General features: G+C 66.2%; 20 protein-coding genes and 1 pseudogene. 6 read left to right on the forward strand and 15 right to left on the reverse strand.

Features of this window, described 5'->3' with window-relative positions; translation table 11 throughout:
* The first annotated feature begins 1 nt into the window (after nucleotide 1).
* Genes AC3FKH_RS06980 through AC3FKH_RS06990 form a run of 3 tightly spaced genes read left to right on the forward strand, consistent with a single transcriptional unit; the run spans nucleotide 2 to nucleotide 4,140 of the window.
* Nucleotides 2-991 (forward strand): FAD binding domain-containing protein, encoded by a 990-nt coding sequence (locus tag AC3FKH_RS06980; protein ID WP_488674110.1) that lies wholly within the window; start codon nucleotides 2-4, stop codon nucleotides 989-991.
* Complete coding sequence (locus tag AC3FKH_RS06985; protein ID WP_488674112.1) at nucleotides 988-3,198, forward strand: xanthine dehydrogenase family protein molybdopterin-binding subunit; 2,211 nt, start codon at nucleotides 988-990, stop codon at nucleotides 3,196-3,198. Before AC3FKH_RS06980 ends, AC3FKH_RS06985 begins: the two co-directional genes overlap by 4 nt.
* 57 nt (nucleotides 3,199-3,255) lie before the next feature.
* Entirely contained in the window at nucleotides 3,256-4,140 is an 885-nt protein-coding gene (locus tag AC3FKH_RS06990) for a MipA/OmpV family protein (RefSeq protein WP_488674114.1), read from the forward strand.
* Between the two features lie 74 nt (nucleotides 4,141-4,214).
* Here AC3FKH_RS06990 and AC3FKH_RS06995 read toward each other — a convergent pair whose 3' ends face one another.
* Nucleotides 4,215-4,397, reverse strand: a complete 183-nt coding sequence (locus AC3FKH_RS06995) for a hypothetical protein (protein WP_483734032.1) — start codon at nucleotides 4,395-4,397, stop codon at nucleotides 4,215-4,217.
* Between the two features lie 276 nt (nucleotides 4,398-4,673).
* Between AC3FKH_RS06995 and AC3FKH_RS07000 the strand changes: the two genes are divergently transcribed.
* The 3 genes from AC3FKH_RS07000 to AC3FKH_RS07010 all read left to right on the forward strand — a co-directional run bounded on the left by AC3FKH_RS07000 (nucleotide 4,674) and on the right by AC3FKH_RS07010 (nucleotide 6,653).
* On the forward strand, nucleotides 4,674-5,186 hold the full coding sequence (locus AC3FKH_RS07000) for a hypothetical protein (RefSeq protein WP_488674116.1): 513 nt from the start codon (nucleotides 4,674-4,676) through the stop codon (nucleotides 5,184-5,186).
* Nucleotides 5,187-5,272: 86 nt separating this feature from the next.
* Entirely contained in the window at nucleotides 5,273-5,602 is a 330-nt protein-coding gene (locus AC3FKH_RS07005) for a DUF3175 domain-containing protein (RefSeq protein ID WP_483734030.1), read from the forward strand.
* A 19-nt stretch (nucleotides 5,603-5,621) separates the two neighbouring features.
* Nucleotides 5,622-6,653: a class I fructose-bisphosphate aldolase gene (locus tag AC3FKH_RS07010; RefSeq protein WP_488674118.1), complete on the forward strand. Its 1,032-nt coding sequence runs from the start codon at nucleotides 5,622-5,624 to the stop codon at nucleotides 6,651-6,653.
* A 10-nt stretch (nucleotides 6,654-6,663) separates the two neighbouring features.
* On the opposite strand, the gene AC3FKH_RS07015 is transcribed toward AC3FKH_RS07010, so the two are convergent.
* The 14 genes and pseudogenes from AC3FKH_RS07015 to AC3FKH_RS07080 all read right to left on the reverse strand — a co-directional run.
* Entirely contained in the window at nucleotides 6,664-7,197 is a 534-nt protein-coding gene (locus AC3FKH_RS07015) for a cytochrome b/b6 domain-containing protein (RefSeq protein WP_488674120.1), read from the reverse strand.
* Between the two features lie 22 nt (nucleotides 7,198-7,219).
* Nucleotides 7,220-7,486 (reverse strand): PepSY domain-containing protein, encoded by a 267-nt coding sequence (locus AC3FKH_RS07020; protein ID WP_488674122.1) that lies wholly within the window; start codon nucleotides 7,484-7,486, stop codon nucleotides 7,220-7,222.
* A 162-nt stretch (nucleotides 7,487-7,648) separates the two neighbouring features.
* Nucleotides 7,649-8,416, reverse strand: a complete 768-nt coding sequence (locus AC3FKH_RS07025) for an IclR family transcriptional regulator (RefSeq protein ID WP_488674124.1) — start codon at nucleotides 8,414-8,416, stop codon at nucleotides 7,649-7,651.
* A gap of 45 nt (nucleotides 8,417-8,461) precedes the next feature.
* Nucleotides 8,462-9,616: a CaiB/BaiF CoA transferase family protein gene (locus AC3FKH_RS07030; protein WP_488674125.1), complete on the reverse strand. Its 1,155-nt coding sequence runs from the start codon at nucleotides 9,614-9,616 to the stop codon at nucleotides 8,462-8,464.
* A 13-nt stretch (nucleotides 9,617-9,629) separates the two neighbouring features.
* A complete protein-coding gene (locus AC3FKH_RS07035; RefSeq protein ID WP_488674126.1) occupies nucleotides 9,630-10,796 on the reverse strand; it encodes an acyl-CoA dehydrogenase family protein in 1,167 nt (388 codons plus the stop codon).
* Between the two features lie 28 nt (nucleotides 10,797-10,824).
* Entirely contained in the window at nucleotides 10,825-11,805 is a 981-nt protein-coding gene (locus AC3FKH_RS07040; protein ID WP_488674127.1) for a Bug family tripartite tricarboxylate transporter substrate binding protein, read from the reverse strand.
* A gap of 86 nt (nucleotides 11,806-11,891) precedes the next feature.
* On the reverse strand, nucleotides 11,892-12,281 hold the full coding sequence (locus tag AC3FKH_RS07045; protein ID WP_488674129.1) for a cupin domain-containing protein: 390 nt from the start codon (nucleotides 12,279-12,281) through the stop codon (nucleotides 11,892-11,894).
* Between the two features lie 108 nt (nucleotides 12,282-12,389).
* The gene (locus tag AC3FKH_RS07050; RefSeq protein ID WP_488674131.1) at nucleotides 12,390-12,983 is read right to left on the reverse strand and encodes a uracil-DNA glycosylase family protein; all 594 of its coding nucleotides are present in this window, start codon (nucleotides 12,981-12,983) and stop codon (nucleotides 12,390-12,392) included.
* 67 nt (nucleotides 12,984-13,050) lie between these two features.
* Complete coding sequence (locus tag AC3FKH_RS07055) at nucleotides 13,051-13,899, reverse strand: TauD/TfdA dioxygenase family protein (protein WP_488674133.1); 849 nt, start codon at nucleotides 13,897-13,899, stop codon at nucleotides 13,051-13,053.
* Nucleotides 13,900-13,911: 12 nt separating this feature from the next.
* Nucleotides 13,912-14,892 carry a tripartite tricarboxylate transporter substrate binding protein gene (locus AC3FKH_RS07060; RefSeq protein ID WP_488674135.1) on the reverse strand — a complete coding sequence of 327 codons (981 nt, stop codon included), beginning with the start codon at nucleotides 14,890-14,892 and terminating at the stop codon, nucleotides 13,912-13,914.
* A gap of 69 nt (nucleotides 14,893-14,961) precedes the next feature.
* The gene (locus AC3FKH_RS07065; RefSeq protein WP_488674137.1) at nucleotides 14,962-15,933 is read right to left on the reverse strand and encodes a quinone oxidoreductase family protein; all 972 of its coding nucleotides are present in this window, start codon (nucleotides 15,931-15,933) and stop codon (nucleotides 14,962-14,964) included.
* Between the two features lie 67 nt (nucleotides 15,934-16,000).
* Entirely contained in the window at nucleotides 16,001-16,747 is a 747-nt protein-coding gene (locus AC3FKH_RS07070) for an SDR family NAD(P)-dependent oxidoreductase (RefSeq protein WP_488674139.1), read from the reverse strand.
* Nucleotides 16,748-16,851: 104 nt separating this feature from the next.
* Nucleotides 16,852-17,910 (reverse strand): beta-keto acid cleavage family enzyme, encoded by a 1,059-nt coding sequence (locus AC3FKH_RS07075; RefSeq protein ID WP_488674141.1) that lies wholly within the window; start codon nucleotides 17,908-17,910, stop codon nucleotides 16,852-16,854.
* A gap of 101 nt (nucleotides 17,911-18,011) precedes the next feature.
* Nucleotides 18,012-18,158: pseudogene (locus AC3FKH_RS07080) on the reverse strand (3-keto-5-aminohexanoate cleavage protein); the annotation flags it as partial.
* Nucleotides 18,159-18,170: the final 12 nt, after the last annotated feature.

Below are 18,170 nucleotides of genomic sequence, written 5' to 3' on the forward strand. Positions count from 1 at the left end.
GATGATCCCGTTCACCTACCACCGCGCCACCACCGTTGAAGACGCGCTGCAGCTCGGGCGCCAGCCCGGCACGCGCTATATCGGCGGCGGCACCAACCTGCTCGACCTGGCCAAGGCCGGCGTCGAGCAGCCGTTGCACCTGGTCGATGTCGGCTGGCTCCCGCTCGCAACGATCGAGTCGCTGCCCGATGGCGGCGCGCGCATCGGCGCCACGGCCAGCAACACCGACACCGCCAACCACACACTGATCCGGGAGCGCTACCCGCTGCTGTCGCAGGCACTGCTGGCCGGGGCATCGGGCCAGTTGCGCAATATGGCGACGGTGGGCGGCAACCTGATGCAGCGCACGCGCTGCCATTATTTCTACGACACCGGCTTCAGCGCCTGCAACAAGCGGGCGCCCGGCTCGGGCTGCGGGGCGCTGCAAGGCGTGCATCGCACGCACGCCATCCTTGGCGCAAGCGAGCAATGCGTAGCCGTGAATCCGTCCGACATGAGCGTGGCGCTGGCCGCGTTGGAAGCCGTGGTGGTCGTGCGCGGCGAGGGCGGCGAGCGCCGCATCGCACTGGCCGATTTCCACCGCCTGCCGGGCACCACGCCGCAGTTCGACACGACGCTGAAGCCCGGGGAAATGATCATCGCGGTGGATCTGCCGCCATCGCGCCTCGCCGCGCATTGCAATTACCTCAAGGTCCGTGACCGCGCCAGCTACGCATTCGCGCTGGTGTCGGTGGCCGCCGCGCTGGAGCTCGACGGCGGCACGGTACGCACCGCGCGGCTGGCGCTCGGCGGCGTCGCGCACAAGCCGTGGCGCGTCCCGGCGGCCGAGCAAGTCCTGGTCGGAAGGCCGATCGATGCGGCCAGTGCCGGCGAAGCGGCCCGGCTGCTGCTGGACGGCGCCCGGCCCCTTCCCCAAAACACCTACAAGCTGGCCCTGGCGCAACGCGCCATCGTGCGCGCGCTTGGCATTGCCGCAGGAGACACCACATGAGCGTGATCGGCGCCCCGCTGGACCGCACGGACGGCATTCTCAAGGTCACCGGGCAGGCGCGCTACGCCGCGGACCATCCGCTGCCGGGCCTGCTGCATGCCGTGCTGGTGACCAGCACCATCGCCAGCGGCGAGATCACGGCCATGGACACTGCCATGGCGGAGCGCATGCCGGGCGTGCGCAAGGTGATGACGCCGTTCAACGCGCCGCGGCTGCCGGAACACGGCACGGCCGCATCGGGCACCCCACCGGCCGGCCGCGTGCTGAACCTGCTGCAGGACCCGGTCGTCCACTACAACAACCAGCCCGTGGCCGTTGTCATCGCCGACACGCTGGAACAGGCGCGCGATGCCGCCGCGCACCTCGTCATCCGCTATCGCGCACAGCGGCCGGCGCTGGACTTCGCCGCAGCGCGTGCGGGCGCCTACAAGCCGAAACAGGCCAAGGACGAGCCGGCGGATACCACGCGCGGCAGCCTGTCGGGCGCGGAAGGTGCGGCGGCGACGATCGATGCCACCTATTCCACGCCGTTCGAGAACCACAACCCGATGGAGCCGCACGCCACCGTGGCGGCCTGGCAAGGCGACATGCTCACGCTGTACGACGCCACGCAGTACGTCAGCGGCGTGCGCAAGACCGTTGCCAAGACGCTGGGCGTACCGCCCGCGCAGGTGCGCGTGGTCTGCCCCGTCGTCGGTGGCGGCTTCGGCTGCAAGGGTTCGACGTGGTCGCACGTGGTGCTGGCGGCGATGGCTGCGCGCGAGACCGGACATCCGGTCAAGCTCGTGCTGGAGCGCCCGCAGATGTTCGGCCCGGTCGGCGGGCGGCCCCGCACAGAGCAGCATGTCGTGCTGGCGGCGCGGGCCGACGGCACGCTCACGGGCATGCGCCACGAGGTCGTGGCCAGCACCTCGTTCATGGAAGACTGGCTGGAGCCGTGCGCGCTGCTGACGCGGATGCTGTATGCCGTGCCGAACCAGCAGACCAGTCACCGGCTGCTCAAGCTCAATGTCGGCACGCCCACGTTCATGCGCGCGCCGGGCGAGGCCTCGGGCAGCTTCGCGCTGGAGTGCGCGATGGATGAACTGGCCTACAAGCTCGGCATGGATCCGGTCGCCCTGCGCCTGCGCAACTACGCGGACACGGACCCCGGCAAGGGACTGCCGTTCTCGAGCAAGTCGCTGCGCGAATGCTACCGCGACGCGGCCGAGCGCTTTGGCTGGGCGCATCGCAATCCCGCGCCGCGCTCCATGCGGGCCGATGGCCGGCTGGTGGGCATGGGCATGGCCACCACGACCTATCCGGCCAATCGCTCGGCCGCCAGCGCGCTCGCGCGCATCCTGCCCGACGGCACCGCGCTGGTCCAGTCGGGTTCGCAGGACCTGGGCACCGGCACCTTCACCGTGATGACGCAGGTGTCCGCCGACGCGCTCGGCCTGCCGCCGGACAAGGTGCGTTTTGAACTGGGAGACACCAATTTCCCCGAAGCGCCCGTGTCCGGCGGCTCGCAGTCCGTCGCCAGCGTGTCGCCCGCGGTGCAGGCCGCCTGCGCGGCGGCGCGGCTGGAGCTGGTGAAGCTGGCGGTCGCCGACCGGGCGTCGCCGCTTGCCGGCGCATCGCCCGAGGACGTGGACATCGTCGATGGCTGGCTGCTGCGCCGCTCGGACCCGTCGCGCCGCGAGCCGATCGCGGCGCCGATCGCGCGCCGCGGCGGGCAGCCCGTCGAAGCCCGCATGACCGCGCGGCCCGGCGACGAGCGCAAGTCGTTCTCGATGCACAGCTTCGGCGCCGTGTTCGCCGAAGTCCACGTCGACCCCGATCTCGGCGAGATCCGCGTGCAGCGGATCGTGGCGACCTACGGCGTGGGCCGGCTGCTGAACCGGAAAACCGCTCACAGCCAGCTCATGGGCGGTATCGTATGGGGCATCAGCATGGCGCTGCACGAGCAAGCCGAATTGGACCCGGCCAGCGGACGCATCGCCAATGCCAACCTGGCCGAGTACCATGTGCCGGTCAATGCCGATATCGTCGCTATCGACATCGTCGTGCTGGACGAGGATGATCCGCATATCAACGCGCTCGGCACCAAGGGCATCGGCGAGATCGGCATTGTCGGCGTGGCCGCGGCGGTGGCCAACGCGGTGTATCACGCCACGGGCCGGCGACTCCGCGACCTGCCGCTGACGGTCGACAAATTGATGACCTGAGCGGCCGCCCGCCTGCAAAGAACAACCAACGAATAGATGAATCAACGGGAGAAACCATTGGCAGAGCTGGAAACCCTCGGGCCGCGGGGCGGCTTGCGCGCGCTTGTGCCGCGCGCGGTACGGCCGTGGCTGTTCGCGCTGTCCGCCTGCGCGTCGGCGCCGGCCTGGGCCCAGACACCGGCCCCGCTGGCCGAATGGCAATTCTCGGTCGGCATACCGCTTGAAAAGCTGTACGAAGACACGATTCCGGAATGGGAAGTCCGCCTCGGCGCCGCGGCAATGCTGCGCCCGCGCTATGACGGCTCGTCGAAATACATCGTGATCGCCGGGCCCAGCATCGATATCCGCTATCGCGATATCGCGTTCGCCTCGATCGGCGAAGGCTTCGGCGTCAACGTCCTGCGCGGCAAGAACTACCGGGCGGGGATTGCGCTGACCTACAACCTGGGCCGGCGCGCCGAGGAGAATTCGCCGCTGCTGGACGGCATGAAGAACATCAACCCGGCGCCGGAAGCCAAGCTCTTTGCGGAATACGCGGTGTCCAAGGAATTCCCGCTGGTGATGCGCGTCGACGCGCGGCGCAGCATGGGCGGCTCGGACGGCTGGATCGGCGATATCGGCGCCTACATGCCGCTGCCGGGCAGCTCCGAGAAGTTCTACTGGTTCGCGGGCCCGACGCTGACACTGGCGGACTCGCGCTACATGAATGCCTGGTACGGCGTGAGCGCGTCACAGGCGCGGGCTGGTCGCCCGCAGTTCAATCCCGCTGGCGGCGTGCGTTCCTACGGGTTCGGCCTCAGCGCGGTCTGGTTCTTTGACAAGCACTGGTTCGCCTCGTCCGACGTCTCCGTCGTGCAACTCGTGGGCGATGCGAAGCGCAGTCCGCTGACGCAGAGTTCGACGGGCGGAGCGTTCGATCTGTCGATCAACTACCAGTTCTGAGCGGCACCGAAAGAAAAGACGCGGCGGGCCTCCTGCCGAGACCGCGCCGCGCGGCAAGCCCATCAGCCGGGCACTTATTGCGCCGCGGCCTTGTCGGCGGCGGGCTTCTTCGCGTGCTTGTGAGCGTGGGTCTTCTCCTTGTGGGTGCTCTTCTCCACCTTGGCGGGTTCCTTGGACTCCGGCGCGGCAGCCGGCGCTTGCGCATACGCACCAGCGGCAAACAGGCCCAGGGTCAGGATGGCAAGTACTTTCTTCATTGTTGGTCTCCGGATGGACGCGCGGTGTTGCGCGCTGATTGTGAAAACGTCGACCCGCGGCGCACTGTTGACGGTCCATCGACGGATGTGTGTAACGGAATATTTCAGTCCATCGGCTTTCCTTGCGCTGCCGCAATGTCCTGTGGATGTGACTTAAAGCTGGCAATCTGCTGCCGATAACGGTGAAATCCCCCGCGTAGACCTTTCTACCCTCGTACCTACGTTGCCCCCGGCGTGGCGTGCGGAAAACCGCAGTCCGTCAACAGGAGCACCCTCATGAGCATGATCGAAGCCACCACGGCAAGCCCGCCAGCCTCCCTCTCCATGGCGGCCACCGCCACGGCGCAAGACCTCTCCGCGGATTCCGCTGATTCCACGGACGCCGCCAATGCGGCCAGCAACACGCCGGGCAGCGCCACGGCGCAGCCCAGCGCCGATGTCAGGATTTCCATGTCCGGCAGCGCGCTGGCTTCCGGGCGCGGGGCTGACAAGGCAGCCGCCCGGGACAGCGACATCGACAACAGCAAGTTGCCCGACAACGTGAAGAAGCTGGTCAAGCGCCTGCGCGAGCTGCGCGAGAAGCTCGAGCAAAAGGCCCAGGAACTGCAGGAACTGAGCAACAGCACCACGGGCAACGCCGAGCAGCGCCGCATGCGCATCGAGGCGCTACGGGCCGAGGTCGGTGCGCTGACCTCGGCCATGAACAGCGTCAGCGCCGACCTTGCCCAGGCTACGCGCAAGTTCAGCAGCGATGAGAAGGCTGCCTTGGCCGGGCTGATCATGGGCTAGGCCCCACGGCAAGGCAACGTCCCGGCCCCACACCGCTCCCCAAATCGCCTAGTCTGAGAGTGACACCAGCGTTTCGGGGAGACCCAGTGCCCGCAGCCAGATCCACGCGCCAGTCCGGCAAGCAGCGCCGCCACGGCCGCCATGCGCGACGCTGGTCAAAGCAGGTCAGCGAGCACAGCGACGCGCTGGACCTGCAACCCGACCTCTTCAAAGGCACCGACCCGAAGGCAATCGCCGCTTCGCTCAAGCGCTCGGCGGAGCACAGCCGCCGGCGCAAGGGCACGGCGTTCCAGTCGGCCATGTCGATGCTCAACTTCTACATCAACCGCGCGGGCCGCAACCTGCCCAAGACGCAGCTGGCCGTCCTGCAGCGGGCCAAGGGCAAGCTGCGCGAGGCCTTCGGGCGCGCGCCGTGAACGCACTCCAGGAGATGCCATGGATACCGCAAGCGAACTGCAGGCAACGGTGACGGCAATGGTGCAGCCGGGCAAGGGATTGCTCGCGGCCGATGAAAGCGGCCCGACCATTGCCAAGCGCTTCACCACGATCGGCGTGGAATCCAATGAAGAGAACCGCCGTGCGTGGCGCAGCCTGCTGTTATCGACGCCGGGCCTCGGCGCGCATATCAGCGGCGTGATCCTGTACGAGGAAACGCTCGGCCAGCGCGCCGACGATGGCACGCCCCTGCCCGAACTGTGCGCGCGCCAGGGCATCGCGCCCGGCATCAAGGTCGACAAGGGCAAGGTGCCGCTCGTGAATGCGCCCGGAGACGAGATCACCGAAGGGCTCGACGGATTGCCGAAGCGGCTGGAGACCTACCGCCAGCAGGGCGCGCGCTTTGCCAAATGGCGTGCGGTGATCAATGTCTCGGACACCTTGCCCGGCACGCTGGCGGTGCAGGCCAACGCGCAGGTGCTGGCCGCTTACGCGGCTATCTGCCAGGCATCGGGCATCGTGCCGATCGTCGAGCCGGAGGTGCTGATGGACGGCGACCACAGCATGGCGCGCTGTGCGGCCGTGACCGAACGCGTGCTGCACGCGCTGTTCCATGCGCTGCATCGCTATGGCGTGGTGTTCGAACACATGGTGCTCAAGCCCAGCATGGTGATCGCCGGCAAGAAGTGCGCGCAGCAGGCATCCGTGCAGGACGTGGCCAGCGAAACGGTGCGCGTGCTCAAGCGCACGGTGCCGGCGGCGGTGCCCGGCATCTTCTTTCTGTCGGGAGGACAGACGCCCGAACAGGCCACGGCGAATCTCGATGCGATGAACCGGCTCGGCCCGCTGCCGTGGCCGCTGAGCTTTTCCTATGGGCGCGCGCTGCAGGAGCCGCCACTGGCCGCGTGGGGCGGCAAGGCCGCGAACCTTGAACCGGCGCAGCAGGCGCTGCTGAAGCGCTCGCTGCTGAATGGCAAGGCTTGCCTGGGGCAGTATGAAGCGGCGCAGGAGACGATGAAGACAGTCGCCTGACGGCGGGTCGCTAAGCGTCGGGGTTCCGGCGCTTGCGCCCGGTCAGCATCGCCAGCACCAGGTTCTCCTTGCTGGTCACGCTGAACACGACGGCGGCGAGCACGTGGACCACAATCAGCACCATCAGCGTTTCCGCGAGCGCGGCATGGATGCTGATCGGCCAGTCCTCGCCCCACAGGGCATCGAGCCTCGACATCCATCCTGTGACAGCCAGCGCCAGGATCAATGCCCACATCAACAGCATCATGACCGCGCCGAGCGGCGTGTGGCTCAGGAAGCGCGGTGCGCGGCGCTGCAGCAGCGCCTTGCCGTAGGCCAGCACGCTGGCCGGCCGCGGCACCCAGGCACGAAAGCGTGCGTGTTCGCTGCCGACAATGCCCCAGAGCAGGCGCACCAGCACGAGACCCGCGGCCACGTAGCCGAGCATGCGGTGCAGTTGGCCGCCGGAATCCTCTATCAGGTCCCAGATGACGATGGCCGCCACGCTCCAGTGCGTCAGGCGGACCACCTGGTCCCAGACGCGGACCGATGCGTTATCCGGCATGGCGGTAGCGAGGCGTCAGGCGTTACTTCCCGATCTCGGACTTCACGATATCCAGGGTCTTGGTATCGAAATAGATTTCGGCTTTCTTGCCGTCCTTGGTGGTGCCATAGATCTCATAGCAGTTGCCGTCCACCTTGAATTTCTTGATGACATAACCCTGCGCCTCGATCTTGGCCTTGGCATCGGCCTCGCTCATCCATTCGGCCTTGGGGTGGGCCACGCATTTGGCACTGGCGAGCGCGCCGGTGGAAACCGCGGCGGCCGCGGCGAAGGCGATGAACTTGAGCATGGAGGTCTCTCCGTCGGATTGCCCGGGATGGGCGATAGCAGGAGCGTACGTTCAAACGGTAACGATTCTCAATGCCGGGTTTCCCTAGGTTGCGGGGACCCTCAAGTCACCGGGCCTCCACGCGGCCTGCGAAGCGCCGGATGAAGGCCGGATGAGCTTCGCTTATCCCTTCAACAATGCCTGTCCACGTCGCAGCGCCTCTGCGATGGCCGCTACGCTCGACTCCACACGGTGGATCGGCCCTGCCACAGACATCCCGTACACAGCGCCACCGATCTCTACCGGCACCGCAATCGCCCCGAGGTCCGGAAACGATTCGCCGAAGTTCGGATACCAGCCCTGCCGCTGCCACTGGACGATAGCCTGCTCCAGCGCCTCGCGCGAGGCTACGGTGCGCTCGGTGCGCGGCTGGAACGAGACCTTCGACAATGCGGTGTCGCGCGCCTGCTCGGGAAGCGCACCAAGAATCGCTCGGCCGATGGAGTTGATATGCACGTCGCGCAGCTCGCCCGGCGTGGCAATGTAGCGCACCGGGTTCTGCGACTCGCGCACGTCGAGATAGAGCACGCGTCCGTCATCCTGCAGCTTGCCGAAGATGACGGTTTCCCCCGTGGCATCGCGCAGCGATTCCAGCACGGGCTGCACGCGTTCGAGCAACGGGTCGTTGCGCGAGATGCGCTGGGCGATATTGAGCAGCCGGCTGGTCGGGTAGTAGCCCTGCCGCCGCCCGGTCTCGTAGAGATAGCCGAGCGACGCCAGTGTGCGGATCAGGCCGAGGCAGCTCGACATCGGCGCGCCGAGCAGTTTCGCCAGTTCCGTCAGCGTGAGCGAGCGGCCTTCGCGCGCATAGATCTCCATGATCTCGATCACGCGCAGCGCCGTCTTCACGCTGGCCTGCCCTGCCTTGTCGCCCGTCTCGGATTCCGCCATCTCCCTGTTCCTGTCAGCCTTGCCGTGCGCGGATTGTACGCGTCTTCAGGCGTCGTCCGGCGACGGCAGCGCCTGCGCCCACGTGCGGATATTGCCGGGCGTGCGCAAGAAACGCGTCGGGATGCCGATACCGCGCAGGCGCCCTTCGGTCGGATGCTCGTACTCGAACACCATGCCGGTGGCGCGCAGGTGCGGGTCCTCCATCACCGCTTCGAACGCCGGCACTTCGCTGTGCGGGATATCGGCGTCGGCCAGCAATGCGAGCCACTGAGCCGTGGTCTTGCGGCTCACGATATCGGCCAGCGTCGCATACAGCGCGTCGATATTGGCGCTGCGCACGGCCGGGTCGAGGTAGCGCGGGTCCTGCGCCAGTTCCGGGTGACCGGAGAGCGCGAAGAAACGCGCCCACTGCGGCGTGGTGTACGGCAGCAGCGCGATATAGCCGTCCTGCGTGCGGTAAGGCTTGCGGTGCGGCGACATCACGCGCGGATAGCCGCACGCGCCCTGCCCGGGCACGAACGTCTGGCCGGCCAGTTGTTCAGGCGCCAGGAACGACACCAGCGTCTCGAACATCGGCACCTCGATGGCCTGGCCCTGCCCCGAGCGCTCGCGCTCGTACAGCGCCATCGGGATGGCATAGGCGACGGTCAGGCCGGCGACCTTGTCGGCCAGGATGGTGTTGACGTACTGCGGGCCCTCGGCGCTGTTGGCGCCCTGGAACTGCGCCAGGCCGCTGCGTGCCTGGATGATGTCGTCGAACGCGGGCATGCCGGCATACGGGCCCGTTTCCGAGTAGCCGTAGGCGCCGCAGTAGATCAGGCGCGCATTGGACGCGCGCAGCGACTCATAATCCAGCCCCAGCTTGCGCAGCGATTGCGGGCGCACGTTGGAGATAAACACGTCGGCCCCGGCGATCAGGTCCTTCAGCCGCGCTAGGTCTTCCGCGCGCTTCACGTCGAGCACCACGAACTGCTTGTTGCGGTTCAGGTTCAGGAAGGTCGCGCCCATGCCCGCGTGCAGCGCTGGCTCCGCATGGCGGAAGACATCGCCGGCCGGCGCCTCCACCTTGATGACCTCCGCGCCCATGTCGGCGAGGATCTGCGTCGCATACGGCCCCATGCCGACCGAAGTCATGTCGACCACGCGCACGCCCGCCAGCGGCCCGGTCGCCGTTGTCGCTTCCGCGTTCTGCATCGTCATCGTTGCCCCCCGTTCAGTACGACTTGGGCAGGCCCAGCACCCGCTCCGCGATGAAGCACATGATCAGCTGCGGGCTGACCGGCGCGATGCGCGGGATATACGACTCGCGCAGCAGCCGCTCGACGCGGTATTCGCGCGAATAGCCCATGCCGCCCAGCGTCAGGATGGCAGTCTGGCAGGCGTTGTGGCCCGCTTCGGCCGCGAGGTACTTCGCGGTGTTGGCCTCGGCGCCGCAGGACTTGCCCGCGTCGTAGCGCGCGGCGGCCTTGAGCATCATCAGGTTGGCCGCTTCGAGTTGCATCCACGCCTGCGCCAGCGGATGCTGCACGCCCTGGTTCATGCCGATGGGCCGGCCGAACACCACGCGTTCCTTCGCGTACTGCGTGGCAATGGCCAGCGCCGCACGGCCAAGACCGATGGCTTCGGCGGCGATCAGGATGCGCTCCGGGTTCAGGCCGTGCAGGATGTACTCGAAGCCGCGTCCTTCCTCGCCGATGCGGTCTTCTTCGGGGATGAACAGGTCGTCGATGAACAGCATATTGGTATCGACGGCCGAGCGGCCCATCTTGTCGATCTCGCGGATCTCGATCTTGCTGCGGTCCACCTTCGTGTAGAACAGCGACAGGCCTTCGGTCGGCTTCTTCACCGATTCCAGCGGCGTGGTGCGCGCCAGCAGCAGCATGCGGTCGGCCACCTGCGCGGTGGAAATCCAGATCTTGCGGCCCGTCACCGAATAGCCGCCCTCCACCTTGCGCGCGTAGGTCTTGAGCTTGGTGGTGTCGAGGCCCGCGTCGGGCTCGGTCACGCCGAAGCAAGCCTTCTCCTTGCCGGCGATCAGCGGCGGCAGGAAACGCGCCTTCTGCTCGTCGGTGCCGAACACCACCACCGGGTTCAGGCCGAACACGTTCATGTGCACCGCCGAGGCACCGCTCATGCCCGCGCCGGACTCGGAGATGGTCTGCATGACCAGCGCCGCTTCCAGGATGCCCAGCCCCGCGCCGCCGTACTGCTCCGGCATGGCCACGCCCAGCCAGCCGCCTTCGCACAGGCTCTTGTAGAACTCGTGCGGATAGGTGTGGGAGACGTCGAGCTTGTTCCAGTACTCCATGTCGAACTGCGTGCAAACTTGCTGCACGGCTTCGACGATCGACTGCTGTTCGGCGGAGAGATCGAAATTCATGTTGGTGTTCCTTCTGTTTCTTATGTTTTTATTCGGCCTGGATGCCCGCATCCTTCACCAGCCGCGACCATTTCTGCAATTCCGCCACGACGAACTGGCCCAGCTCGCCCGGCGTGCTGCCAAACGGTTCGAAGCCGAAAGCGTGGAATTGCGGCGCGTATTGCTTGTTGGACGCAATCGCAACCAGCTCATGGTTCAGGCGCTCGACCACCGGCGCCGGCGTGCCGGCCGGCGCAAACACCCCGTTCCACGACGTAATGTCGAAGCCCTTGAATTCAGGCTCGCTCGCCAGCGGCGGCAAGTCAGGCAGCAGCGCGCTGCGCTGCGCGGTGGTCACGGCCAATGCGTGCAGCTTGCCGGCCTTGACGTTGGCGATGCCGGCCGCGAAGTCGACGAACATCACCTGCACTTGCCCGCCGATCACGTCGGTCATGGCCGGAGGCGTGCTCTTGTACGGCACGTGCAGCATCTTCAGGCCGGCCATCTTCGACATCGTCGCGCCAGCCACGATGCCGGTGCTGTTGCCGCTCGCATACGACATGCCCGGATGCGCCTTGGCATAGGCGATGAATTCCGGCAGCGTCTTGACCGGCAGCGACGGACTGACCACCAGCATGAACGGCAGGTTGCCCATGCGCGAGACCGGCGTGAAATCCTTCACCGGGTCATAGCGCAGCTGCTTCATCAGCGACGGGTTGGCCGAATGCGTGGTGTTGGTGGTCATGAACAGCGTGTAGCCGTCCGCGGGCGCCTTGGCCACGAACTCCGCGGCAATGGTGCCGTTGGCGCCGGGCCGGTTGTCGACCACCACCGGCTGCTTGAGCGCTTCGCCGAGGTACTTGGCCGTCAGGCGCGCGACGGCATCCGTGCCGCTGCCCGCGGCAAACGGCACCACCAGCCGCAGCGGCTTGGACGGGAATGGATCGGCCGCGCCCGCCGGGGAAATCATCGCCATGGCGGCACCACAACCCACCGCCAGGGTGAGCAAAGCCTGTTTTGCGAACTTCACGATGCTGGTCTCCTGTTTTCAGCGTGTCCGTGACGGTCTGAGGCGCCGGCTGTCGGACGGGTAAATCGGAAGCTGGGCGTGCGGCGCTATGCAGGCCGCACAACGCGCTCCGGGGATTCTTCGTAAGGCGGGGAATAAATCACGAGGATCCTGGCGGGCTCGTCGCTCACGACGGTGAACACGTGCATGGTGTCCGGCGGGAAAAAGCAGCAATCGCCCGGCCCCATCTCCTTGCGCTGGCCGCCAACTTCGGCAATGGCGCGGCCTTCGAGCACGTAGACGACCTGCTCGATGCCGGGGTGCGCGTGCGGCAGTGCGCCCTTGCCCTTCTCGATCGTGCCGTGCAGCACTTCCAGGTGGCGCGCGCCGACCGTCTCGGGGGAAATAAGACGGCGGTTGAGCGTGCCGGTGTGGTTGGCCGGGTGATAGCCCGGGGTGTCCTCGGTGGAAACGAAGTAGACGGGAGGCTGCGGCATGTTGCGTGTCTCTAATTCATGTCTGTGAATTTAAGTTTATCACTATGAATTTATGAGGCAAGCCCGCTGGACCCGTTATCGGGTTTACACCGGTGCCGGATACGGCGCTCAGTTCGCCAGCGCCACGGCGACCAGCTGCCGCAGCCGCGGCACCACGTCGGTCTCGAACCATGGGTTGCGCCGCAGCCAGAGCCGGTTGCGCGGGCTCGGGTGGGGCAAGGGCAGGAATTGCGGCAAGTAATCGGCGTAGGCCGCGACCGTTTCGGTCAGCGTCGGCCTGGCGTTGTCCCGGAGGTAATACGCCTGTGCGTAGCGTCCGATCAGGAGCGTGAGCCGGATATGCGGCATGGTGGCCAGCAATTGCGCATGCCAGAGCGGCGCGCACTCGGGCCGGGGCGGCAAGTCGCCGCTTGCGCCCTTGCCGGGATAGCAGAACCCCATCGGCACGATCGCCACCCGGCTGGCGTCATAGAACTCGTCGCGCGTCATGTTCAGCCACGTGCGCAACTGGTCGCCGGACGGGTCGTTCCATGGGATGCCGGTTTCATGCACGCGCCGGCCGGGCGCCTGACCGACGATCAGCACGCGCGCGCTGGCGGCGGCACGCACCACCGGGCGCGGTCCGAACGGCAAGTCGCAGGCGCGGCAGCCGGTGATGTCGTTGAGCAGGATGTCGAGCGGGGAACGGCGCTTGGCGGGCAATGTGGCGCGGGAGGTATCGTCAGGGACGATTCAGTGTAGTCCCGCACTTCCGTCCCCTGCGCGGATATCAGAAGGGACGGTCTCCGATGATCGTTGCGCGGTCCATCCTCCGGTGGCACGGCGGATAGTCCATGACGGCGTAATGCTGGGTCGACCGGTTGTCCCAGATCGCCACGCTGTTCTTCTTCCAGCGCCAGCGCACCTGGTGCTCGGGGATGTATGCCTGCGTCACAAGGTAGCGCAGCAGGTCGGCGCCGCCGGGGCTGTGGTCCTGCCCGAAACGCACGCGCGCCGGCGTGTGGAAGTTGGTGAAGTGCGTGGTAAACCCGTTGACGAACAGCACCTTCTCGCCAGTCTCCGGATGGATGCGCACCACCGGGTGTTCCGCGTCGGGGAACTGGCTTTTCAACGCCAGCCGCTTTTCGATCGGCATGGCGGCGCCAAAGCTCGCCTCGATGCTGTGACGCGCCCGCAGGTCGGCGATCTGCTCCTTGACGTGGGCCGGCAGGTTTTCATACGCCAGCGCCATGTTGGCCCACATGGTGTCGCCCCCGACCGGCGGGCACTCCCGGCACCGCAGGACGGCGCCGAGCGGCGGTGCTTCGCGCCAGGTGGCATCCGTGTGCCAGGCGTTCTCGTAGCGATCCGGCGGGTTCTCGGGCGTCTTGTAGATCTGCACCAGCCCTGGATTCTCCGGGTCGCTACCTGTCACGGGGTGATCCTCCAGGTCCCCGAAGCGGCGCGCAACGGCCACGTGCTGCGCGGCCGTGATGTCCTGGTCGCGCAGGAACAGCACGCGGTGCCTGAGCAGCGTCTCGCGGATGCCGGCGAACAGGCCGTCGTCATGGATCGCATCGGCCAGGCTGACCCCAATGAGTTCCGCGCCGATTGCGCAGGTAAGTTGTTCAACTCGCATGGTCGCTCGGTGTCATTCCGGCTGGATATGGAAGGTCTTCACGATTCCGGCATTCCGCTCGAAATCGGCGCGCAGATCGTGGCTGAGCTGGCCAAGGCTTTGAGGCGGTAGCGGCTCGAACCCGAGCGCGGCAATTCGTTCCTGCACACTGGCCCTCGAGGCTGCCTTGTAGACTGCGGCCTGGATCTTCTCGGTCAGCTCCGCCGGCATCCTGGACGACACGAACACGCCGGACCAGTTGCTGAAGTCGACTTCCGGATAACCGAGCTCGGCGAACGTCGGCACCTGCGGGAGCAGCGGTGACCGCTGCTTCCCGGCCACGGCATAGGCTTTCAGCTTGCCTGCCTTGAGATAGGGCAGCGAGGTCACCATGCCGTCATACATCACGGCGATCTGCCCGCCCATCACCTGCGTCAGGGCCAGCGGCGACCCAGGGAACGGAACGTTCTGGAGGTCCATGCCGGCCTTCTGGTTCATGATCATGCCGGCGTACTGCGAAGCCGTGCCCGGGCCATAGGTGGCGAAGCTCAGGGTGCCCCGATGCGCCTTCGCATAGCTGATCAGTCCCGGCAGGTCCTTCGCCGGCAGGCTGGGCGCACTGACGAGCAGCAGCGTCGATCTGGCCACGGCTGCAACCGGCTTCACGTCCTTCATCGGATCGTAGGGCACCTTCATCACGTGCGGGATTTCCGCCAGCACATTGGTCGCCGACACCAGGATGGTCTGCCCGTCGGGCGGCGCCGCCAGCATTGCGCCGATCGCGATGGCGCCGCCGGCACCGGGCTTGTTGTCGACGATCACCGGCTGCCCCAGGTCCGCCGTGAGTTGCTCGGACAGCATGCGGGCCATCACATCCATCGTGCCGCCGGCCGGTGCGGGCACCAGCACCCGAACCGGTTTGTTGGTCCACGCCATGGCGGCAGGCATGGCAAGCGCCAGGATCGTCGCGGCGGCAACGCGGCGCACGCGCAGGAAGGCAGGTCGATTCGACATCTCTAGTCTCCGTTTTGGAACTTCCGGCAATGTGCACTTGCCTTGTTGAAAGCAGCCGTCCTATGGAACCTACGGCACCAGTACCGTCGCGCCACTCGTCTGCCTGTTCTCCAGGGCGCGATGGGCCAGTGCGGCATCTTCCAGCGCGAACTGCTGCTTCGGCTCGCTGGTAATCTTTCCGGCGATCACCATGTCGAACACCTCGTTGGCCATGGACAGCATGTGCGAGCGCGGCGTGGCGTAGTGCACCATGGCCGGACGCGTGACCCAGAGCGAGCCCTTTGCCGCGAGGGTGCGGCTGTCGATTTCGACGGGACCGGAAGTCGTGCCGTTGCTGACCAGCGTGCCGCGCACCTGCAGGCAGGAGAGCGACGCGTCCAGCGTCGACTTGCCGACCGAATCGAACACCACCGGGACCTTCTTGCCGTCGGTGATTTCCATCACGCGGTCGACGATGTTCTCGCGCGAGGTGACGATGACGTGCGAGCAGCCATTGGCCCTGGCGAGCTCCGCCTTCTCGTCGGTGCTGACCGTGCCGATCATGTTCACGCCAAGCGCGCGTGCCCATTGGCAGGCGATCAGGCCCACGCCGCCGGCTGCGGCGTGATAGAGGATGGTCTCTCCGCCCTTGAGCGGGTAGACCTGGCGAAACAGGTATTGCGCCGTCATCCCCTTCATGACGAGCGTGGAGGCAACGCGGTCGGAGACGCCATCCGGCAGCGGGATCAGCCACTCGGCGGGCATGACCCGCACGTCCGAGTAAGCGCCCTGCGGGCCTAGCAGGTAGCCCACGCGGTCGCCCACGCGGACGTCGGTTACGCCGGGACCCACGGCCTCGACCACGCCCACGGCGTCGGAGCCGAGGCCGTTGGGCAGGTCCAGCGGATAGTGGCCGGTGCGGAAATAGATATCGATGAAATTGACGGCGATGTAGCTATGCCTCACGCGCGCCTGGCCGGGGCCCGGATCGCCGACTTCCACGGTCTCGAGCTTGAGGACATCAGCGCTGCCCGTCTCGTGAAACCGGATTGCCTTTGCCATGACTTGTCTCCTGAAATACTTTGTTCATTGCGGCTGAGCGCGCCTGGCAGGCCCAGCGTGCCGGCGACTACATTGCTGTCTTGCCGCCATTGACTGCGAGAATCTGGCCCGTTATGTACCTGGACCGGGTTGATGCCATGAACACGATGGCGTCGGCGACCTCCTCGGGGGAGCCAATGCGACCTGCGGGGATACCCGCGGCAACTGCCGCAACGTTTCCGGCGCCTCCCGCAATGCGGTCCAGCATGCCGGTCTCGATCGGGCCGGGCGCAACCGCATTCACTCGGACATTCGAACCGGCCACATCGAGTGCGGCTGCCTTGGTCAAGCCCTCGATCGCGTGCTTGCTGGCCACGTACATCGGGTTCTTTGCATTGCCGCGGCTTCCCATGGTGGACGAGAGGTTGATCACAACGCCCTCCTTCTGCTCCAGCATGACGCGCAACTGGTATTTCATGCTCAGGAACGTCCCAAGGACATTCGCGTCGAACGTTGTCGCATAGGATTCAACGGTCTGGTCGACGATCGACCCTGGCGTGCCTTCCGTCCCTGCGCTGTTCACCGCGACATCGAGCCGCCCAAAGCGGGTAACGGCATGCTCGACGAGTTTGCGGACTTGCTCCTCGTTGGCTACGTCAGCAGGCACGAACTCGGCCTCGGCGCCGAGTTCCCGGAGTTGAGACACCAGTGCGGCGCCTGCGGCGGCATTGCGGCCGGAGCAAACCAGTTGTGCCCCGTCACGGCCAAATGCAAGCGCAGTGGCGCGGCCGATTCCAGACGTGGCTCCCGTAACGAGAACGACGGTACGAGTCATGACAATCCCTATTTGAATCAAGTCGAAACAGATCGATCCAGTCGCAGCAATTCAGGCTGGCGTGCACACATCAACCGGATCGATTCCTTGTCTGCGCCGTATGCTCAGGCTGCGCGGCGCAACGGCACGTTCTTGACACCCGGCTTGCGGTTCGGGGTCATGCCGTTGGCGGCCAGGGTTTCATCGACATCGCTGTACCAGGTGCCGATGCGGTAGATTTCCCGCGCTTCCTTGCCATTGGCGATCTCGCGGCCCAGTTCCTTGGCGATACGCACGGTCTGCTGGATCTGCTGCACCGAGGTGAAGCGGTTGCCGTGCTGGTCGATGAGGGTGTCCTCGATGCCGCAGCGCACGTGCATGCCCATGGCCAGCGCCATCGTGTTCCACGGCAGCACGTTCTTGAACAACGACTCGGAGGTAATCGTGCAGCCGTCCGGCGCACGCTGGATGAAGTCGAACAGGTTGTAGGGATGCGGTCCATGGTGGCCGCCGCCGATGCCGATGCAGGTCAGGTTCAGCGGGCCCTTATAGAGGCCCCTGCGAACCATGCGGTCCAGCGTTTCGAGCGCATGCATGCCTACCAGCTGAAAGTGCGGCTGGATGCCGGCATTGCTCAGGCGGCGCAGGTGCTCTTCCGCCCAGTTCGGTCCCGCCGGAACGATCATTTCACGGTACGCGTCGTAGACGGCCGGGTTGGCCATGTGCGTGTTCTCGTAGAACTCCGGGTAGATCAACTCCATGATGTTCATCTGGATGGTGTTGAGTGCTACCGTCACCTGGTCCGGCTTGGGGTCGAGGTCCGCCAGCGCGTGACGCGTGTCATCGTCCAGCCACTTCGCGGCCTGGCCTTCATCTTCCGGTGCGAACGAGATCGAGCCGCCAACCTGGATGATCATGTCCGGCACCGCCTTGCGCACGCCGGCGATCAGTTCGTTGAACATGGACAGGCGCTTGGAGCCCTTGCCATCCGGCTCGCGCACGTGCAGGTGCAGCACGCTGGCGCCGGCTTCATAGCAATCCACCGCCTTCTGGATCTGCTCTTCCATGGTCACCGGGATGTCTTCCGGGAAATCTTCAGGCATCCACTCCGGGCCGTACGGGGCCACGGTGATGACCACCTTGTCCATGTTCTCCGGGTGCAGCGAATCATCCAGGAATTGCATGTCTATCTCCGTGATAAGGGATTGATTGACCGGCGTCGCAGCAAATTGCGGCGGCCGGGTCGGGTATCAGTTGACTTGAATGGCTCGTGGGCGATGACTGCTCAGAACGCGACCGCATGCCTGCCCTTCAGCTGGAGCATGTCGCGCGTCTCGTCCGGCGTGGCCACCTCCAGATTCAGGGATTTCAGGATCCCGACGATGCGCCTGACCTGATCGGCGTTGCTGGTCGAAAGCCTGCCCGGACCGTTCTGCGGGGCTGC

This window comes from Cupriavidus sp. 21MJTG02-4, from assembly GCF_057798975.1.